At 50.9% G+C, this 18102-nt stretch carries 20 protein-coding genes and 3 pseudogenes; 10 read left to right on the top strand and 13 right to left on the bottom strand.

Going from position 1 to position 18102, the window contains the following annotated elements:
- The coding region (locus H6A12_RS13380; RefSeq protein ID WP_243415276.1) for a hypothetical protein at positions 1-218 on the top strand (218 nt) is incomplete at its 5' end.
- 129 nt (positions 219-347) lie between these two features.
- Here the strand turns inward: H6A12_RS13380 and H6A12_RS03085 are convergent.
- Positions 348-785 carry an RNA polymerase sigma factor gene (locus tag H6A12_RS03085; RefSeq protein WP_204444635.1) on the bottom strand — a complete coding sequence of 146 codons (438 nt, stop codon included), beginning with the start codon at positions 783-785 and terminating at the stop codon, positions 348-350.
- 280 nt (positions 786-1065) lie between these two features.
- Here H6A12_RS03085 and H6A12_RS03080 point away from each other — a divergent pair.
- The 5 genes and pseudogenes from H6A12_RS03080 to H6A12_RS03060 form a co-directional block, all read left to right on the top strand.
- Positions 1066-1275: pseudogene (locus H6A12_RS03080) on the top strand (hypothetical protein); the annotation flags it as partial.
- Between the two features lie 31 nt (positions 1276-1306).
- Positions 1307-2386 carry a hypothetical protein gene (locus tag H6A12_RS03075; protein WP_430623626.1) on the top strand — a complete coding sequence of 360 codons (1080 nt, stop codon included), beginning with the start codon at positions 1307-1309 and terminating at the stop codon, positions 2384-2386.
- 824 nt (positions 2387-3210) lie between these two features.
- A pseudogene (locus H6A12_RS03070) lies at positions 3211-3843 on the top strand (YodL domain-containing protein); the annotation flags it as partial.
- 4 nt (positions 3844-3847) lie between these two features.
- Positions 3848-4792, top strand: a complete 945-nt coding sequence (locus H6A12_RS03065) for a hypothetical protein (RefSeq protein WP_204444632.1) — start codon at positions 3848-3850, stop codon at positions 4790-4792.
- A 2-nt stretch (positions 4793-4794) separates the two neighbouring features.
- A complete protein-coding gene (locus H6A12_RS03060; protein WP_204444630.1) occupies positions 4795-4995 on the top strand; it encodes a transposon-transfer assisting family protein in 201 nt (66 codons plus the stop codon).
- Positions 4996-5063: 68 nt separating this feature from the next.
- On the opposite strand, the gene H6A12_RS03055 is transcribed toward H6A12_RS03060, so the two are convergent.
- The 5 genes from H6A12_RS03055 to H6A12_RS03035 all read right to left on the bottom strand — a co-directional run bounded on the left by H6A12_RS03055 (position 5064) and on the right by H6A12_RS03035 (position 10550).
- Positions 5064-5258: a helix-turn-helix domain-containing protein gene (locus H6A12_RS03055; RefSeq protein ID WP_177310995.1), complete on the bottom strand. Its 195-nt coding sequence runs from the start codon at positions 5256-5258 to the stop codon at positions 5064-5066.
- 276 nt (positions 5259-5534) lie between these two features.
- Entirely contained in the window at positions 5535-8039 is a 2505-nt protein-coding gene (locus tag H6A12_RS03050; protein ID WP_204444628.1) for an ABC transporter permease, read from the bottom strand.
- Positions 8040-8053: 14 nt separating this feature from the next.
- Positions 8054-8719, bottom strand: a complete 666-nt coding sequence (locus H6A12_RS03045; protein ID WP_204444651.1) for an ABC transporter ATP-binding protein — start codon at positions 8717-8719, stop codon at positions 8054-8056.
- A gap of 119 nt (positions 8720-8838) precedes the next feature.
- On the bottom strand, positions 8839-9870 hold the full coding sequence (locus H6A12_RS03040; RefSeq protein ID WP_204444626.1) for a sensor histidine kinase: 1032 nt from the start codon (positions 9868-9870) through the stop codon (positions 8839-8841).
- Positions 9867-10550, bottom strand: a complete 684-nt coding sequence (locus tag H6A12_RS03035; RefSeq protein ID WP_204444624.1) for a response regulator transcription factor — start codon at positions 10548-10550, stop codon at positions 9867-9869. Before H6A12_RS03035 ends, H6A12_RS03040 begins: the two co-directional genes overlap by 4 nt.
- 690 nt (positions 10551-11240) lie before the next feature.
- Here H6A12_RS03035 and H6A12_RS03030 point away from each other — a divergent pair.
- The 4 genes and pseudogenes from H6A12_RS03030 to H6A12_RS03015 all read left to right on the top strand — a co-directional run.
- Positions 11241-11672 carry an RNA polymerase sigma factor gene (locus H6A12_RS03030; protein WP_204444622.1) on the top strand — a complete coding sequence of 144 codons (432 nt, stop codon included), beginning with the start codon at positions 11241-11243 and terminating at the stop codon, positions 11670-11672.
- Positions 11673-11677: 5 nt separating this feature from the next.
- Positions 11678-11917: a helix-turn-helix domain-containing protein gene (locus H6A12_RS03025; protein ID WP_144364363.1), complete on the top strand. Its 240-nt coding sequence runs from the start codon at positions 11678-11680 to the stop codon at positions 11915-11917.
- Positions 11918-12351: 434 nt separating this feature from the next.
- A complete protein-coding gene (locus H6A12_RS03020) occupies positions 12352-12555 on the top strand; it encodes an excisionase (RefSeq protein ID WP_087154949.1) in 204 nt (67 codons plus the stop codon).
- A gap of 79 nt (positions 12556-12634) precedes the next feature.
- Positions 12635-13841: pseudogene (locus tag H6A12_RS03015) on the top strand (tyrosine-type recombinase/integrase); the annotation flags it as partial.
- A 241-nt stretch (positions 13842-14082) separates the two neighbouring features.
- Here H6A12_RS03015 and H6A12_RS03010 read toward each other — a convergent pair.
- The 7 genes from H6A12_RS03010 to H6A12_RS02980 form a co-directional block, all read right to left on the bottom strand.
- Entirely contained in the window at positions 14083-14277 is a 195-nt protein-coding gene (locus H6A12_RS03010) for a helix-turn-helix transcriptional regulator (protein ID WP_204444619.1), read from the bottom strand.
- A gap of 608 nt (positions 14278-14885) precedes the next feature.
- On the bottom strand, positions 14886-15125 hold the full coding sequence (locus H6A12_RS03005; protein ID WP_204444616.1) for a helix-turn-helix domain-containing protein: 240 nt from the start codon (positions 15123-15125) through the stop codon (positions 14886-14888).
- Positions 15122-15556 (bottom strand): RNA polymerase sigma factor, encoded by a 435-nt coding sequence (locus tag H6A12_RS03000; RefSeq protein ID WP_204444614.1) that lies wholly within the window; start codon positions 15554-15556, stop codon positions 15122-15124. Before H6A12_RS03000 ends, H6A12_RS03005 begins: the two co-directional genes overlap by 4 nt.
- A 514-nt stretch (positions 15557-16070) precedes the next feature.
- On the bottom strand, positions 16071-16712 hold the full coding sequence (locus H6A12_RS02995; RefSeq protein WP_058966924.1) for an ABC-2 transporter permease: 642 nt from the start codon (positions 16710-16712) through the stop codon (positions 16071-16073).
- Positions 16705-17448 carry an ABC transporter ATP-binding protein gene (locus tag H6A12_RS02990; RefSeq protein ID WP_204444612.1) on the bottom strand — a complete coding sequence of 248 codons (744 nt, stop codon included), beginning with the start codon at positions 17446-17448 and terminating at the stop codon, positions 16705-16707. Before H6A12_RS02990 ends, H6A12_RS02995 begins: the two co-directional genes overlap by 8 nt.
- Positions 17449-17465: 17 nt before the next feature.
- The gene (locus H6A12_RS02985) at positions 17466-17699 is read right to left on the bottom strand and encodes an AbrB/MazE/SpoVT family DNA-binding domain-containing protein (RefSeq protein ID WP_204444609.1); all 234 of its coding nucleotides are present in this window, start codon (positions 17697-17699) and stop codon (positions 17466-17468) included.
- 164 nt (positions 17700-17863) lie between these two features.
- Positions 17864-18079: an AbrB/MazE/SpoVT family DNA-binding domain-containing protein gene (locus tag H6A12_RS02980; RefSeq protein WP_082669688.1), complete on the bottom strand. Its 216-nt coding sequence runs from the start codon at positions 18077-18079 to the stop codon at positions 17864-17866.
- Between the last annotated feature and the right edge of the window lie 23 nt (positions 18080-18102).

Below are 18102 nucleotides of genomic sequence, written 5' to 3'. Positions count from 1 at the left end.
TTACCTCCGATCAGTCTGAATTGCGAGAAATTCAGACTGGTCGGGCGGCCCCCTACAACGTGGGAATGATGGGGTTCCTCTATATAGAAAAACGCACCTGCAGAATGGGACAACAGCCCCAACAGCAAGTGCGTTTCTTTTTAGTTCGTGTAAATCATGGCATGATAGTTCAGTATGAAGGGCATAATATCCCGTTGAAAAACGGGAAGTTTTTTTGACCGTACACAGCTTATTCATGTAGCCGTCATAGTACCGCAAGATGCGCCCCATTGCCAGCGGATCACCAGCGCGGGCCTCTGCAAAGACAGACAGGGGCAGAAGCACCCTGCCGTGGAATGTGGGCTGCTTCATGCCTGTTTCCTCCCTCCGTTGTCCTCCAATCTCTGCCGCAGTTCGTTCAAAGTCTTTGTGCGGTGGCGCTGGACGGCGCTGCGGGACATTCCCATGAGGCTGCCGATTTCTCCGTCTGCCATATCCAGAACACAGTGCAAAATCAAAATGCTTTGTTCCTGTTCCGGCAAGGTGGCGAAAGCCTCGGCCACAAGCTCGTTGTCGATCCGCAAGTCATATCCATGCGACGAAAAAACGTAGCTGTCGCTGGGGTAATGATCCACGGCGGAGAGCTTGTCCAATTCCTGCTGGGTCAGGGCTTCCAGCGACTTTTCACGGTCGCGGTGCCGCGCCATCTCCGACAGGTAGTTTTTAGCCTCGTTGCGGAGTACCGCCTTGCAGAAAGCGTCATAGCGGTTCCGCGTATCAAAGTCATTGCGGGGGATCGTTTCCATCTTTTCACCCCCTTTCTATGGGGGATTTCGGTGGTTCTCTCCCTTTCCGCCAAAGATACAAATGAAAGGCCGCCAGCTACCCGGTAAACGCCACTTTTTGGAAATTTTCTTGAAAAAGTTTTGGCTGGTGGCGCGGGCCGCAGGAAACAACAAATTTCGCCCGGCAGGTCGCAGACCCACCGGGCGAAAGAGGAAATAATATGCAGTTGATTTACATGGTATAGTGCATACTCATGGCCGCTTGTCCCCGTAGCCGGGGGCGGGCTTTTTTTGACAGTGCATACTAAATCAGGCGTCCGGCGACCGAAAAATCCTTGCGGAGCGATTGAACATTTCCCCGCAGCAGCTACGGTATGTGGACAATTCGGAACCCGGCGAGGGGCTTTTGATTTACGAGAACGTGATCCTGCCCTTTAAGAACCCCATCCCGCAGAACACCCAGCTTTACAGGATTATGACGACCCGGTTAGGCGAGGGGGCCACGGTATGAGGCGCGGGGCCGAAAAAGGAGGTGATTTGCCATGAAGCCCTTAAAACCCCGTGACAAGGTGACGCAGCGCATGACCCGCGACGGCCTGACGCTGGATAACCAGACCACCGGCGAGAGCGTCAACGTGTCCAGCCGGGAGGCCGAGCAGGAATATTCTGCTGCCGAGCCGGGCGGCGCTGCGGAAAAGGTACTGGAACGGGCCGGGGACATCCGCGACCGCCGCAAGGCGAAACGGGCGGCCAAGGACGCCGGGGACGTGGTGACGGAGGCAGGCGAAGCCCTGCACCGGCCATCTTCCCGGCTGCAATTTACCGCCGAGGAACGGGCTGACCCCCAGCTTTCCAAGTACATCCACAAGGCAGAGAAAAAGGCGGATAAGCTGGACGCTGCCAAAAACGCGCTGCCCCAAAAGCGCGTTGTCACCACCGAAACCGTCTACGACAAGGCATCCGGCAGGGCCAAGACCAAGCTGCGCTTTGACAAGGTGGAGAAACCGGCCCCCAAGCTAAAGCCCAATCCCATGAGCCGCCCGGTTCAGGAAGCCGGGCTGTTCGTCCACGGCAAAATCCATGAAGTCGAGGGCGAAAATGTGGGCGTGGAGGGCGGCCACAAGGGGGAAGAACTTGCCGAACGGCAGGCGGGCAGGGCCATCCGCAGCGGCATCCGCCGCCACAAGCTCAAACCCTACCGGGCCGCAGCCAAGGCGGAACGGAAATCCATTGCCGCCAACGCCGAGTATATCTACCAGAAATCTTTGCGGGATAACCCGGAGCTGGCGCAGGCGGTGAGCAACCCCGTTTCCCGGTTCTGGCAGAAGCAGAAAATCAAGCGTGACTACGCCAGAGCAGCGAGGGCCGCAGGCCAGACGGCACAGGGCGCGGCGGGAGCCGCCGCCAAGACCGCGCAGGCCAGCGCCGCAGCCGCCAAGAAAGCCGCCAAGGAAAGCAAAAAGGGGGCGTCGTTCCTTGTCCGTCACTGGAAAGGGGCGCTGCTGATCGGCGGCGTGGGCCTCATGCTTATGCTGATTATGAAAAGAAACCCTTTCAGAGCTGGGAGCTGTCCAACAACAACGCGGAAATCCGCCGCATCCGGCAGCGGATCGACAGCCTGACCCGCGCCAGAGAAACCGTCTATGTGGGATGGGAGTTTGAGGGCGGCCATGTGGAGGCCAACCGGGAACAGAGCCGTTTGCAGGTGTTCTTTGAAGATAAGCCGGACGCCGACGCCCGCCAGCAGTTGAAAGAACACGGCTTCCGATGGGCGCCAAGCGTCGGGGCATGGCAGCGGCTTTTGAATGGGAACGCCTATTACGCCGCCGACCGCATTTCAAGTATTCAGCCCCTTACCGGCGAGAAGCCCACGGAGCTGCAACGCAGCAGCATCCGGCAGCAGCAGGCGCAGATGGCACAGGCCCAAGCCGAGCCGGAGGAATGTGTCTACCGGGTACACGCCGCCATCCGCAGCGACAGCCCGGAAAATCTGTATTTGCTGCAAGCCTATGTCCCGCAGACGGACGGCACTGTAAAAATCGGGGCGGTTCTTTATGCCGGGACGGAAGAAAAACGCCGGGAACTGCTGGATCAGCTCAACACCGGGGAGCTGACGCAGGAGGCCGTCAAGGAGCTGTACAACAAGGCCCAAGACCTTAACGACGCAGGACAGCCCTACGCACATTTGACGCTGGGCGTGGAAAGCAAGGATGGCATGAGCGCCGCCGATATTCTCCAAGTACGGGCGGGCCAAAACTATCTTGTGGAGGACTTCACCCGCATGGAACGGCTGCGGGACGATCCTGTGGTACTGGAAAGCCTCTCCCGCGTGGCAAAGGAAATCGGTTTTGACCGGGTACGGCCCTATGTGCAAGAAAATGGCAGCTACAAGGCCATGCCGGATATGCCGTTTTCTCAATGGAAGAACCCCTATTTTGTCGTTGATCCCCCGGAGCCGGGCGACAGCTTTTCCATCTATCAAGTGCCTGCCGGCCCGGAGGGGCGCGATTTCCGTTACCGTTCCTATGAGGAATTGCAGGCCGCAGGGCTGGCCGTGGACAGAAAAAATTATGAGCTTGTCTACACGGCCCCGCTGGACGGTAAGACCACGTTGGAGAATATTTACCGCACGTTCAACGCCGACGACCGCCCTGCCGACTTCCGGGGCCACAGCCTATCCGTTTCGGATGTTGTTGTAATAAATCGCGGCGGCAAGGAGGAAGCCCATTACTGTGACAGCATCGGTTTTACCCCTGTGCCGGAGTTTATGCGGGAAAGCCCCATCAAGACCGCTGAAATGTCCACCGAGCAAAATTACAACATGATTGACGGCACCCTGAACAATGCCCCGTCGATGGGGGAACTGGAAGCCAGAGCAAAGGCCGGGGAACAGATTTCCCTTTTCGATGTGGCCGAGGCAGCCAAGGCCGAGGACAAGAAGCCGAAGCAGACCCGCACGGAGGCCAAGACCACCCAGCGTCAGAAAAAACCGTCCATCCGGGCGCAGCTCAAAGCCGCCAAGGAGGAACAGGCCAAGAAGCCGCCGCAGCGGGAAAAATCAAAGGAATTGGAGGTGTGAAGCCGTGAACAAGTTTGAAAATGTGGATGTGCTGGCCGCGCTGGAACAGCTTATGCGGCAGAACACCGCCTTTTACCGCAATGATTTTGAGATTGACAAAGAAATCATCCGGCAGGCCGCCGCCAGCGACAGGGCCGAGGACAAAACGCTGCTGTGGATGTCCCGCCCGTCCGGGACGTACTGTTTCCGGGAGCGCGACGTTTTCCTGCAAGATACCCGGCAGCATAACACATGGCGCTTTTATGGAGAGCAAACCCGTGACCGTATTCTGGCCTACGCCGTGGAGCTGACCGGCAAGGTGGGCGGAAAGATACGGGGCAACCTCTATGAGCTGGACTATCCCCAGCATTTCCGGCACGTCGCAGCCGAGGCGGTACAGGCCGACACCATCACTCTGCACTATGAAAAGGGCGACCGGGAGCAGCCTGCCAAGCTGTACTTTGACGGCCACCCCGACCCCAAGCTGGGGGCGTTCCTGCGGTATGAGGCAAAGCCCAATGAGTCGGAACACCTGCGGGAAGTGCTGCGGCAGGAACAGAAAGGCCGGGAGCAGCTTCAACCGGGCGACTTCAAATCCCATGTCACGGCACTGCACGACCGCCTGATCCGGGACGAAGCCCAGCGCATTGTTGCGGGAATGAAAGAGCTGTCCACTCCGAACAGCCCCAACAAGACGCATTTCATGGTAGAGCTGTCCCCGTACTTTACGCAGATTGCGTCCAGCAAGGACACCGACCGCCTCTTTTCCATGTTGCCTTACAAATCGCTGGTTTTTACTGGCATCAAGGACAGGCACGGGATATATGCCATGATAGGCAAGGACGAGAACCGGGACAAGGAAGTGCGGCGGCCCCGCGCTTCCATCCGAAAGCAGCTTTCCGAAAATAAGCAGGCCCAAGCCCCGAAAAAGGCCCCGGCCCGCACCAAGAAAAACGAATTGGAGGTATGACAATGCAGTTTAATGTGGAGGAAGAAAACCTGATCTGTCTGTATCACAATGCCGACCGGCGCAGGACGATGGCGAAGCTCCATGCCGCGCTGCCGGATATGGATGGGGAAATGGCGGCGCTGGCCCGCCAGACCCTTGCCAAGCTGGACACCATGACCGACGCCGACTTTGCGACGCGGCAGTTCCATTTCACGGACGAATAAGTAAAGCATAACGAAGCGCCGGGCGCGGGGGCTATATGGCCTCTGCGTCCGGCGCTGTTTTTTTGCCTTTATGCCTGCTCCATCGGGAAATTCGGCAGGGCTTCCAACAGTTTCATAATCAAGTGCTGCTTCATATCCTCGTCCACGGCCAGCTCGTCGATCATGGGGGCATAGTGTTCAATCACCTTTTCCGTGGCCCACTTCTCGCCTGCGACGGCGGCCTTGATCGTGGCGCTGTCCAGCAACATTTCCTGTTCGGCCATCCTGTCCACTCCTGTCTTTTTTATGCTTGTATCAGCATAACACAGAACCGGCAGAAATACCAGCGGCGGAAACATTTTCCTACGCATTTTGAAGTCCTCTCTGGCGGGGATTGGATAATCTGTCCCGCCTGCTTGCCGACCACACTGGGAAAACCTTGTCACGGCTGGCCTATCAGCGGCTTAAATGCGTAGAGAACGAGGCTTATTCCGCTGTCCGCAGGCGTTCTACGACAGTACCCTTGTTGAAGAAAGCGCAGGGGATTTCCTATATTGCTATCACTCTGTCTCCCTTAATCGCTCCGTTATTGTTTCTCTACTAAGAGAGCGATACATCCTCTCCGGCGTTATAAAGCAGATTATCATTATCACCAGAATAATGCTGACCGCCGGAATAAGCGGATAGGTAAATACCGCAAAGCTCACTTGCTGCTGAAATAATTTGAAGATACCGTATGCAATCAGATTGCCAGCAGACAAGACAAGAACCAGAGTGATTATTGCATAGTAAAGTCCCTCACTTATCAGCATTTTCCGAACCTGCTTACGGCTCATTCCAATAGATTCAAGCGTTGCCAATTCACGCTTGCGGGCCACAACGCTAACCGACATGACATTAACAAAATTAAGTATTCCAATAAGTGCGATTACAAACGAAATGCTTCCACCAAGAACCAGTACGGCCATTTTTGCACGATCCAGTTCTTCCATAGACTCAATTCTTGATGTCAAAGAAATTCCAGAATTGTTTCCTATAATCTGCTTCAATGCAATGAAAGCATTTTTCTCATACCCGCTGGCAACATTCATGTCAAGCTGTTTTACGGCCGGTTCTCCAAACCATTCCTGCATAATAGTATTTGACACAATCACGGTTGGCGCAAGGCTGGAGCCAATGCCTTTATAGCTGAACGGAACAAAGCCACCAAGAACAAATTTGTATTCTTGCTGATTGGAAACGCTGTTTTCTTCTCGATAAGAAGGGGTAATATTCAGCTCTTGAACATTTGAGAATAATTCGGGATTATCGGTGGCAATCAAAGCAATTTCTCCTCGATCAAATGCTTCAATATCAATGGGGTTTCCAAGTCTGTCACGATATTTTGTTAGGGTTTCTCCATCAACTCCAATGAGAAATCCATTGAAATTGTCCTCAATATCTTGCTCTGACAAAGCGGAAATCTGCTCTTGCATGGGATGGTTAGCAATATATCCTCTAAACGCATCCGAGTAATCCAACCGCATTTCTTCCCACGTTGTAGCGTGTATATTTTCAACTCCGGGAATTAGCATGAGCTGTTCCACTAATGAATCATCCAACGTCTGCGCGGGCCAAGTCTCATTATCCAGTACCAAATCACTTTCAAAAGCAGAATCAATATACTTTGAAACATCCGTGCTAAAAACCAATGTTGTCACTGATAGAAAGGTCGTCACTCCTAAAAACAAACTGAACAATACCACTCCTGCACGTTTTTTATCCCGGAAAATATTCCGCCAAGCCATACGATACGGTTTGCCGTGTGCCAGTGTTCGGATGTGTTTCACAGTGCCTATAACTCCCGTATATTTTTGCGCTTCTATGGGAGAAATACTCGCGGCTTTTCTTGCAGGTTTTGATGCGGCTAATATAGCAGTAAGCAAAGGAAAGAACACTGCTCCTACATAGATAATCGGTGAGAATGATACAACGGCTTCTTCTGTGGAAATGGCTCCAAGTTCTGAAATCAAGAATGGAACCACCCCTAAAGAAAGCAGCAATGATAGGATAATGCCAACGGGTATTCCAATAAGGCAAAGGCGTATAACCTGCCGAATAACAATACGCTTGATCTGTTTTGGCGTCGTCCCAATCGTTTTGAGAAGCCCATAAAACTGCACATCATGGGAGATGGAAATGTATAGGATATTATAAATCAGCAGATAGCCTGTAAAAATGAGGAAAACCACAATAGCACATAAGGAAAGCAAAGTAGCGGTTCCCTGACCAGCATCTGCTTCATAAAGCTGTACCATTGCAACAGGTTGATTTTCTGCTAACCCTAAATCGGCCACTAATGCGTTACAATATTCTGAAACTCTGGACTCATCTGCAAACAGAATCGAAGCAGAACCATCTTTTTCCACGGTCTTTCCATATCTTTGTGATAACGCATGAGAAACGAAAATCACATCGGCAGTCTCCGTTGATTGGACAAACGCATAGCTTGTGAACCACCCCGACAAGGTAAAAGTTTCCTGAATTATGGAATCTCTGTTTTCGCTATCTGTGTAATAGTTGAGGGGTATCTCCATGCCAATAGATGGGGTATCAATTCCCATCCGTTCCAGCACTCCACGAGAAACCATGATCTCATTTTCTTTTTCAGGATAGTTCCCTACTATATCAACATAGGCGGGGGCGCGCAGTTCTTCCCATTCGGTCTTGTCGAAATAGTGAAGGGTCAAACTGATATTTCCCATATCTGCTGTATTTTGAACAACGCCAACGCTGTTACCAGTACCAACTTCTTTTACATAGTCCAATGTGTGAAGCCGCTTGATCTGCTCCGTCGTCGGATGACCTACGGCAGCGTGCGCCATTGTACCTGCAAATCTTATCTGCTCCATTTTTACAGACTCAACAAGGCTCATGCCAACGCTGAAAACAGAGCCGATCAGTAAGGTGGTAAGCATGATTGCCATAACAAGAAAAAAGTTTCGCCGTTTATTGGCTTTCAAACTTCTTTTTGTCAATTTTTTAAGAATCGGGCCATTATTGTTGCCAAATAAAATGTCGTTCATTCTTTTTCACCACCTTACTCTGAAATTCTGCCGTCCTCAATACGGATAATACGATCCGCAAGCTGGGCAATCTCGTTGTTATGAGTAATCATGATAAGAGTTTGATGAAATCTGTGGCTGGTAGCTTTCAGCAGGCCAAGAACATCATTACTCGTCCGGCTGTCCAGATTACCCGTCGGCTCGTCCGCCAAAACAATAGCTGGTTTTGAAATCAGGGCACGGGCAATAGCGACGCGCTGCTGCTGGCCGCCGGAAAGATTGTTCGGCATATTGCTTAGTTTATCGTCCAAAGCCAGCATACGAACTACATCGTCCATAAACGCTTTATCCACGGTATCTCCGTCCAGTTCAACCGGGAGAGTGATATTTTCATACACATTCAGAACGGGAACAAGGTTGTAGTTTTGAAACACAAATCCGATTTTTCGCCTGCGGAAAATCGCAAGGTGTTCCTCATTCAATGTAGATAAATCTTTACCATCCACAATAACCTTGCCGGAAGTAGGAACATCCAGACCACCCATCATATTCAGCAATGTGGATTTTCCGCTGCCGGATGTGCCAATAATGGCAACAAATTCCCCCGGCTCAATCGAAAGAGAAACGCCGTCCAGAGCCTTTGTAATATTCGGCTCATCTCCATAGTATTTTTTCAAATCTGTTGTCTGTAAAATAGGCATAAGTTCTACCACCTTTCTTTTTGATGGTTCCATTGTAAAAGGAAATCCTCGCAGAAATGTCACGGCGGTCCCTGAATTTTCCCTTAAAATGCCTTGAAATGTCGCAATCCTGTGACATTTCAAGAATGAGGCAGGAACACCGAAAAGGTAGAGCCGGAGCCGACTTCCGAGGCAACACGGATAAAGCCCCCCTGCCGGGTGATAATTTCACGGGTAAGATATAGGCCGATCCCGATGCCGGGGGCGTCATGCACACTGTCCTCACGGTAGAATCGTTTGAAAATCGTCCCTTGATGTTGTTCTGGAATACCAATGCCCGTATCGGAAATATCAATCTTCACATACATTTCCCAGCACACCACAGCCACATGGATTTTCCCGCCCTCTGGCGTGTACTTCACCGCATTATCCAGAATGTTGAACAGGGCTTCGGTTGTCCATTTCCGATCATGGGTTGCCGTTACCGTTTCCGGGCACTCCACGGTGACCGCGATCTTTTTCTGTTCTGCGTTCAGCAGAATACCGCCCAGCGCCGCAGCGAGAGTATCATAGATGGCCTGCGGCTTCGGCTCCAAAGCAATTACCCCGGCTTCCAGCCGCGACGTTTTAATCATTGCCTGCATGAGAAAATCCAGCTTGTCTAACTGGCTGTCCATCGCCAAAAGAAATTCTCTCTGCTTTTCCGGTGATACATTTTGTTCCAACAAAGTGGCATCCAGCATTTTCAGGTTTGCAATCGGTGTTTTGACCTGATGGGAGATGTCCGAAATCAATTCCTGCAAGTCGGCCCGTTCCTTTGCAATACTGCTCTTACTTTCCCGCAGCACATCATAGAGCCGGGAAAGCCGGTGCTGGATTTTATAGAACAGGTTTTCTTCCTCTGTGTACTGCGGCGGGGTCTGATCTGCTGACATCATATCGTCCAACAGCTTGCACAGAGCGTCCGAAAACAGCGTTAATTTCCGGCGCACAAAGGCCAGAAAAGCAGCCATGCACCCGGCGACGAAAACCGCATAGAGCAATCCGCAGCATAGCGCCAATATGTTCCGCGTCAAAAAGTAAATGGTACATGACATGGCGACCGAAAGCAGAAAAAGGGCTACACACACAACCATGCACACTTTATTGACAGAGAGTTTTTCTGTCCTCATTTGTTACCGCCCCCAATCCACATATAGCCCATGCCATAGACGGTTTTAATATAGGAATGATCTGGATTTTCAATTTTGTTTCGTACCCGGCTGATTGTGGAAGTCAGCGCGTGTTCATCCACAAAATTCCCGTCAATATCCCATAGCTTTTCCAATAGCACCTGCCGGGTCAAAACGATCTGCGGATTTTTCGTCAGCACTTTCAAAAGCCGGTATTCCATCGGAGTAAAAGAAATGCTTTCCCCGCCCCGCGTTGCGGTCATTTCCGTAAAGTTGATAAACAGGTTGCCGTCGTTGTAGAAGTCACCGCTAGATTGCTTCCTGATCCGGGCCAGCAATGCAGACACTTTTTTCTGAAATACGCTCATGGGGAAAGGCTTTGTCACATAATCATCCGCCCCCAGCTCATAGCCTTTGAGCATATCGCTTTCCATATCGTTTGCTGTCAGGAAAATTACGGCGGTGTCCGGGTGGCTGTCCTTAATATCCCGGCAAAAATCAAACCCATTGCCATCCGGCAGATTGATGTCAAGGACAATCAAATCATATTCCTGTTTCCTGCAAAACCGTTCAGCAACGCTTTTCGTTAAAGCCGCATCTACTTCATAGCCTGCGGCAGATAGATTATAGCAAAGGGTATTATTCAAAAGGCGGTCATCCTCAACCACTAAAATTCTCATTCGCTCACATCCTTTTCTTTATAGAGTATCAACCAAATGTCACAGAAACCTCACGATAAAGTGTTTTTTTGAATTTCTTTTATCTTATCTTTTGCTGACACGAACAGCAAGCCATCGTTCAGAAACTTTGAAATGTCACAAACTTGCGAGATTTCAAGGGGTAAATTTTGTCAAAACCTGTTTTCCTGTGAGATTTCTGCGAGAATTGGGCCTTAAAATAATATCAGAATAAAGATACCCCAAATCCTGCCGGACGACGGCAAAGAAAAAAAGCCGTCGTGCAGCAGCCCTTTTCCCGTGCCTGACTAAAACGCGGCGGCTTTGAGCAAATCAAGGCCGCCGTTCTCTATGCCCTCATACTGACGACGCCCTGACGCTGACGGGATTGGCGGCCCACGGAGGGAGCCGCCATGAAGCAAAGAGCGTTTCGACAAATTATGACAGACCATGTACTGTCAAAAAAAGCCTGTTCCTAAAGGCGGGGAAAAACGCCTATCAATATGTATTATACCATGTAAATCAAGTGCATAACACTTCCTGTTTTGCCCGGTGGGTCTGTGACCTGCCGGGCGAAATTTGTTGTTTCCTGCGGCTCTTTGGTGCGGGCCAGAGCCGCCATGTTGCTGCCAATGAAAGGAGTGGTGTAAGCAGCTTTATCTTCTCATTCTCCCGCAGATCGGGGGTGAGAAGATGAATGAATACACCTTTGACTATGTGGAACGGAACCGGATGGACGCTTTCTGCAAGACCGTTCTCCGCAACGAGGCCATCAACTACCTGTCGGAGCTGGCCCGTCGCCGTGACCGGGAAAAGTCACTGGACACCTTGCCGCAGGCTGAAATGGACAAGCTCTGTACGCTGGACGAATACCCCAGCGACAGCTTTATATTCTCGGCCTTTGGTTATGACCTACATATCCGGGACGAGCTGGTGGCCGGAGCCTTTGCCACCTTGCCAGAGCAGGAGCAGCAGATTTTAATTCTGCACTGTGTCGCGGCTATGGCGGACGGCGAGATCGGCGGTCTTGTGGGGATGTCCCGCAGCGCCGTCCAGCGCCACAGGACAAGCACCCTGAAACAGTTGCGCGTGAAATTGATGGCGTTAATGCCGGGAGGGAGGTAACGCGGATGAAGCAGCCCACATTCAACGGCAGGGAGCTTCTGCCCCTTTCGGTGATGGAAGCCGCCCACGCTGGGGACGCAATAGCTATGGAACAAGTGCTGCGGTACTACGAGTGCTACATAAACAAGCTCTGTACCCGTACCTTGTACGACAGCAACGGCATCCCTTATGTGTGCGTGGACGAGTACATGAAGCGCCGTCTGGAAATCAAGCTCATTCATGCCATCGTCGTTGATTTGAAGTAACGACCCGGCCACGGAAACGGAAATCGCTTTTTACTCCCTTTCCACATTTCCGCCGACCCGCTGGCCGCAGGCTTGCACCTTGACAAATATGCCCGCAAGATAACGGCGGCGCATCATAGGGCAAAACGGACACATTCTGTCTGTGCCGAGCCGGGCGGCTGGTGCGCCATGAGGCTTTTCCCTACGGGAAAAGCGGAGCGGAAAACACAGGGCCGTAAAGCAAGTGTGGCAGCTTGCGGGCGACGACGTGCAGGCAGGACAATGATACTCCCTTGCCGTCGTAGTCCGAGCGTTCAAAGCGTCGCAGGCAACGAGCATGGCCGTGTGAGAACCACGCGGGGGTGAAAGTCCCGTGGAGCTGCGCCAGCAGCCGTCCGTTATGGCCCCTTTTGCAACTACAAACTTTTTTAGCCATTGGAAAGGGGGCTAAAAGTATGAATAATACTGATGTGCCAATCTGGGAAAAATACACGCTGACGATTGAAGAAGCGTCCAAATATTTCCGCGTCGGGGAAAACAAGCTGCGTAAACTGGCCGAGGAAAACCCTACCGCTGGCTGGGTGATTATGAACGGCAACCGCATCCAAATCAAGCGGAAGCAGTTTGAAAAAATTATTGACAGCCTTGACGCCATATAGTGAAATCGGGCCTTGAATATGCTATAATATCCTTATAGCGTGTCAAGGCTCTTTCCGTCATGGAAAGGAGCATGACGATATGCCGAGAAAAGAACGAGATGAAAAAAGGCGCGACAGCAAAGGCCGCCTTTTGAAATCTGGAGAGAGCCAGCGACCAGACGGAAGATACGCTTACAAATATATGGACGCCTTTGGAAACCCCAAGTTTGTGTACTCATGGAAGTTAGTACCCACCGACAAAATCCCTGCCGGGAAGCGCCCCGACCTTTCTCTGCGTGAAAAGGTCAGGCAGATACAACAGGACATTGCCGACGGGATCGACCCCATCGGCAAGAAAATGACGGTCTGCCAGCTTTATGCCAAGTACATCCGGCAGCGGGGAAACGTGAAGCGTGGGACGAAAAAAAGCCGCGAACAGTTGATGAAACTTTTATCGGACGACAAGCTGGGGGCGGCCAGCATCGACAGCGTGAAGCTGTCCGACGCAAAAGAATGGGCCTTGCGTATGCAGGAACAGGGTGTTGCCTATAACACCATCTGCAACAGCAAGCGTTCCCTGAAAGCGATCTTTTATATGGCTATTCAGGACGATTGCATCCGCAAGAACCCGTTTGACTTCCCGATCAATGACGTAATCAACGACGACACGGAACCAAAGGTGCCTCTCACCCCCCGCACAGGAAGAAGAACTCCTGAAATTCATGCAGGACGATCCCGTGTATGCCAAGTATTGTGACGAGGTTGTGATCCTGCTGGAAACAGGGCTTCGGATTTCCGAGCTTTGCGGCCTGACCGAAACCGACCTGAACTTTGAAAAGCGTTTTGTCAATGTAGACCACCAGCTTTTGAGAAGCACAGAGGATGGCTACTATATCGAAACGCCCAAGACGGACAGTGGATTTCGGCAGGTGCCTATGAGTGCAGCCGCGTATGAAGCGTTCCAGCGAGTGTTGCAGAACCGCAGAGGCGCAAAGGCCATTGAGGTTGACGGGTACAGCAATTTCCTGTTCCTGAACCGGGACGGCCTGCCGAAAGTGGCCGTCAACTATGACGCCATGTTTAAGGGCCTCGCCAAGAAATTCAACAAGTGTCACAAGGAGCCGTTGCCGCCGGTAATGACGCCCCACACCATGAGGCACACATTCTGTACAAGGATGGCAAACGCCGGGATGAACCCCAAGGCTTTACAGTACATCATGGGACACGCCAACATCGTTATGACGCTGAACTATTACGCACACGCCACGTTCAATTCCGCACAGGCGGAAATGGAACGGCTGGAAGCGGCCAAGGCAGAAACCGCCGTAGCCGCTGCGGAAACCACCGTGGAGAACACGGAGGAAACCAAGGCTGCTGCCTAAACAGGAAGCCGGTATTTACTACCGTTCCTACTACTTTAGGACGCAAAAACATGAGGGGTTATGAGAGGAAACGTGAGCTTCTCCCGTTACGGAAAATGCCGGGAAAGCCCGTAGTTATGGGCTATACCGGCATATAAGAATTTCTAAAGAGATAATCTGAAATCTATTAAACTATTTGATTAAATACTTTCGCAATGCTATATGCCAAAAGCATAGATGGGTTATAACGGTTTCTTTCAAGCTGCATAATGGTTTGGCGGGACACACCGACTAAATCGGCAAGTTCCTGCTGGGTCATTCGCTTGGTTGCTCGGTACACATGGATTTTGCTCTCAAAAGTGTATTTGCTTTTTCCCGCCATCTACTCACCGCCTTCCTCGAAAATTTGCTTTTCAGTATAACATATTTCTTGCTATTTGTAAAAGATATTTTCAATATGTCTATGGTAGTTTAAGGCCGCCGTCATTCCTCTGGACGCGGTGCGGATGCGCCGGAAGAAAGAGGCCGAACGGCAGCGATAAAGATACCTGTCTTTGGCCGCACGGAAATGAACACACATGAAAAATCTCTTGTAGATAAAAATATGTCAACGATCTGCGCCGGTTTGGTTAATGAGCGTCCTACAAATCCGATGAACAATTCCGTATAATGCACGCAAGGCCGTTGCGGAAGTACTCAAAATCAGACCGGCAAAGGGGTGACAAGGCGTGAAGATATGGAAAAAGCGTTTCCGCCTGTGTTTTCAAATCTCAATCTTGTTGTGGTAGCCGGGGATGGCCCGGTTGAAATACCTCCTGTCTACGCATTTAGGCCAGTAATAAGCCAGCCATTTCAAGGCTTTTCCGGCATGGTCGGCAGGCAAGCGGGACAGACTATCCAATCCCCGCCAGAACACACTTTTAAATGCGTAGAAAACAACCCATGAGAAAGCGCCGGACGCGGCCTACTGGCCCTGCGCCCGGCGCTTTCTCATAGGCTGTTCTTTAGGATGGCCCGGATCAGCTTATTTTGCAAGCGGTGTTTCATGTACTCGTCCACCCGTACATGAGGCGTACCGTCCAGCTCATAGAGCGTCCGGGTACACAGCTTATTCATGTAGCCGTCATAGTACCGCAAGATGCGCTCCATTGCCAGCGGATCACCGGTGCGGGCCTCTGCAAAGACTGACAGGGGCAGAAGCACCCTGCCGTGGAATGTGGGCTGCTTCATTTCGCGTTCCTCCCTCCGTTGTCCTCCAATCTCTGCCGCAAATCGTTCAAAGTCTTTGTGCGGTGGCGCTGGACGGCGCTGCGGGAGATCCCCACAAGGCCGCCGATCTCGCCGTCCGCCATAGCCGCGACACAGTGCAGAATTAAAATCTGCTGCTCCTGCTCCGGCAGGCTGGCAAAGGCTCCGGCCACCAGTTCGTCCCGGATATGTAGGTCATAGCCAAAGGCCGAGAACACAAAGCTGTCGCTGGGGTATTCGTCCAGCGTACAGAGCTTGTCCATTTCTGCCTGCGGCAAGGTGTCCAGCGGCTTTTCCCGGTCGCGGCGGCGGGTCAGCTCCGACAGGTAGTTGATGGCCTCGTTGCGAAGAACTGTCTTGCAGAAAGCGTCCAGCCGGTTCCGTTCCACATAGTCAAAGGTGTATTCGTTCATCTTCTCACCCCCGATCTGCGGGAGAGTGAGAAGATAAAGCTGCTTATGCCACTCCTTTCATTGGCAGCAACATTGCGGCCCCGGCCCGCACCGACGAACCGCAGGAAACAACAAATTTCGCCCGGCAGGTTGCAGACCCACCGGGCGAAAGAAGAAGTAATGTGCAGTTGATTTACATGGTATAGTACATACTCATGGCCGCTTGTCCCCGCTACCGGGGACGGGCTTTTTTTAACGGTTTATACCCCGTCGGATTTTGTCGAAACGCTCTTTGCTTCATGGCGGCTCCCTCCGTGGGCCGCCGATCCCGCCAGCGTCAGGGCGTCGTCAGTATGAGGGCATAGAGAACGGCGGCCTTGATTTGTTCAAAGCCGCCGTAATGTAATCAGGCATGGGAAATGGCTGCTGAACGACGGCTTTTTTTCTTTGCCGTCGTCCGGCAGATGATTATGGAATGAATTGTGTATCAAGCGTTTATGGCCTAAATCAAAATCCTAATATGGATGTCAGTGCATTAGAGGTCAACGTGTTCAAAACGCTTCGATGCAACGCGATAGGTCAAAATGTTGCCGACAATGTAGATCAAGATGCCGATGCCCAATATAGGAAGCTGCCTTATCAAATCGCCTGTCTGTAAGCTATCAAGCCATGTAAAGGACGGCAGATGTACGCTGTATTCCATCAACGCGATTACCGCAGTTGCCGGGATAATGGCAATTACAAACGCCTTGCCTACTTGGTATGCAGACTGAAAAAGCACAGTTAGGTACAGAAAGTTAAATATTGCATAGACAATCAGGCCAAATCCAAAGTATGCCACATTCGCCTCAATGCCAACAGGATTGCCGTCAGGGAGCGTCCACAAGCGGATGATCGAAAACGGTATGCAGATGATAAGTTGTGCAATCTCGATGCTCACGAACAACAGGCATTTACTTTTTACCACATGGCGCTTTTTGATGGGAAGCGTGGCTGTGTAAAAGGCGTCGGAATTTTCTCTGGCAAATTGGGAAGTAAAATATAGTCCGAGGCAGCCAAAGAAAAAGATCATGCCATACGGATATGCGGGAACCAGAAGCAGCGCCCCAATCAACAGGAACAGGTAAACAACGGAATGTACGGCAAGGTGCCACTCCTTATAGAGTAAATTAGACATTATAAGTCCCCCTTTCATTTCTCACCATGATTTCCTCCAAATTCAGGCTATCTTCGCCGGGAGCTTTCAGGGATTGGAAAGTCTGAATAAAAGAAGCCTTATCCGCACTGGCGATAATTTCACCATTTTTGATATAGGTTATATCGTCAGCGCATTTGTCCAAATCCGAGGTGATATGCGTGGAAAATAAAATGCTTCTTTTCCCGTCCTTTACCAACTGCTGAAAAAGCTCCAACAAATCCTCACGAGCCACAGGGTCAAGGCCGCTGGTCGGTTCATCGAAAATAAGCAGCTTGGCGTCGTGCGAAAGTGCAAGCGCAATTAAATATTTTACCTTCATACCTTCGGAAAGTTGCTTTACCTGCTTTTGCTCGTCGAGTTCAAACATGGACATATATTTTCGGTATGCAGCATCATCCCAGTTCTGGTAAAAACGCTTCGTCACGCCGGTAATCGTTTGCAGTTTTTTGTCTTGGTAAAACTGAATACTCCCTAAAACCACACCGATATTTTGTTTGCAGCTTTCTTCATCCTGCCGGAAATCGTGACCGAGCATTTTAATTGTCCCCTTGTCCGGGCAAACCATGTTGAGCATGGATTTAAGCGTTGTACTTTTGCCAGCGCCGTTTTTACCGATCAGGCCCATAATCCGCCCTTGCTCCAAAGAGAACGAAACATTCTTCAATGTAAATTTGGGGTACTTCTTCGTCAACCCCTCTACTTCAAGCAATCTCATAAGATCCTCCTTAAAAATTAGTCAGGTGATGTGCGGAAAAGATCGTCAAACAAATCGCCAACCATATCAAGCGGTTGAATGGCAATACCGAGGGAGCTATCAGCTCGTATCAGGAGCATATCGCCCGGTTTAAGGTGCAAAAGCTGTCGTGCCTTTTGCGGTATGACAATCTGACCTTTTGAACCGACTTTGACGGTAGCCATGTAACGGTTTTTCCCGACAGATGTACTATTCTTTTTTTCTTCTGTCATCCGGTTTCCTCCTTTTTATTAGTGTTACAAGTTTTACTTGTAACACCATACTTGCATTATAGCGCGTGAAGTAGTGAAAGTCAATATAAGTTTTACAAGTTTTACTTTTGCGACAAAAAAACACCGCGCCTCGAAATGAAGCGCGGTAATATATTCTCCATAAATTATTTCTTTCCCGGAAACAGATTTTCAAACATTTCATTCGTGGTATTGAATGTTTGGATAGCAATACCCTGTTCGACATCGGCCAACATCAACAGCATATCTCCCGGCTGGATATTAAACATATCCCGAACCTCTTTCGGGACAATGATCTGTCCTTTCGGCCCGACTTTGACCGAAGTAACAAATTTTCCCTCTACTGGCTTTTCCTTTCCCATTGTTTCACTTCCTTTCCGGGGGG

This window comes from Merdimmobilis hominis, assembly GCF_016901855.1.
GTDB lineage: Bacteria > Bacillota > Clostridia > Oscillospirales > Ruminococcaceae > Paludihabitans.
The sequence above is the reverse complement of the archived record's forward strand: the minus strand, read 5'-3'. Positions and strand labels throughout refer to the sequence as shown.

What these genes read in the sequence shown, in the direction of transcription:
- H6A12_RS03085 (WP_204444635.1), bottom strand. Translation starts at nt 785, where the DNA reads ATGGAAACGATCCCCCGCAATGACTTTGATACGCGGAACCGCTATGAC.
- H6A12_RS03075 (WP_430623626.1), top strand. Translation starts at nt 1,307, where the DNA reads ATGAAGCCCTTAAAACCCCGTGACAAGGTGACGCAGCGCATGACCCGC.
- H6A12_RS03060 (WP_204444630.1), top strand. Translation starts at nt 4,795, where the DNA reads ATGCAGTTTAATGTGGAGGAAGAAAACCTGATCTGTCTGTATCACAAT.
- H6A12_RS03055 (WP_177310995.1), bottom strand. Translation starts at nt 5,258, where the DNA reads ATGGCCGAACAGGAAATGTTGCTGGACAGCGCCACGATCAAGGCCGCC.
- H6A12_RS03050 (WP_204444628.1), bottom strand. Translation starts at nt 8,039, where the DNA reads ATGAACGACATTTTATTTGGCAACAATAATGGCCCGATTCTTAAAAAA.
- H6A12_RS03045 (WP_204444651.1), bottom strand. Translation starts at nt 8,719, where the DNA reads ATGCCTATTTTACAGACAACAGATTTGAAAAAATACTATGGAGATGAG.
- H6A12_RS03040 (WP_204444626.1), bottom strand. Translation starts at nt 9,870, where the DNA reads ATGAGGACAGAAAAACTCTCTGTCAATAAAGTGTGCATGGTTGTGTGT.
- H6A12_RS03035 (WP_204444624.1), bottom strand. Translation starts at nt 10,550, where the DNA reads ATGAGAATTTTAGTGGTTGAGGATGACCGCCTTTTGAATAATACCCTT.
- H6A12_RS03030 (WP_204444622.1), top strand. Translation starts at nt 11,241, where the DNA reads ATGAATGAATACACCTTTGACTATGTGGAACGGAACCGGATGGACGCT.
- H6A12_RS03025 (WP_144364363.1), top strand. Translation starts at nt 11,678, where the DNA reads ATGAAGCAGCCCACATTCAACGGCAGGGAGCTTCTGCCCCTTTCGGTG.
- H6A12_RS03020 (WP_087154949.1), top strand. Translation starts at nt 12,352, where the DNA reads ATGAATAATACTGATGTGCCAATCTGGGAAAAATACACGCTGACGATT.
- H6A12_RS03010 (WP_204444619.1), bottom strand. Translation starts at nt 14,277, where the DNA reads ATGGCGGGAAAAAGCAAATACACTTTTGAGAGCAAAATCCATGTGTAC.
- H6A12_RS03005 (WP_204444616.1), bottom strand. Translation starts at nt 15,125, where the DNA reads ATGAAGCAGCCCACATTCCACGGCAGGGTGCTTCTGCCCCTGTCAGTC.
- H6A12_RS03000 (WP_204444614.1), bottom strand. Translation starts at nt 15,556, where the DNA reads ATGAACGAATACACCTTTGACTATGTGGAACGGAACCGGCTGGACGCT.
- H6A12_RS02995 (WP_058966924.1), bottom strand. Translation starts at nt 16,712, where the DNA reads ATGTCTAATTTACTCTATAAGGAGTGGCACCTTGCCGTACATTCCGTT.
- H6A12_RS02990 (WP_204444612.1), bottom strand. Translation starts at nt 17,448, where the DNA reads ATGAGATTGCTTGAAGTAGAGGGGTTGACGAAGAAGTACCCCAAATTT.
- H6A12_RS02985 (WP_204444609.1), bottom strand. Translation starts at nt 17,699, where the DNA reads ATGACAGAAGAAAAAAAGAATAGTACATCTGTCGGGAAAAACCGTTAC.
- H6A12_RS02980 (WP_082669688.1), bottom strand. Translation starts at nt 18,079, where the DNA reads ATGGGAAAGGAAAAGCCAGTAGAGGGAAAATTTGTTACTTCGGTCAAA.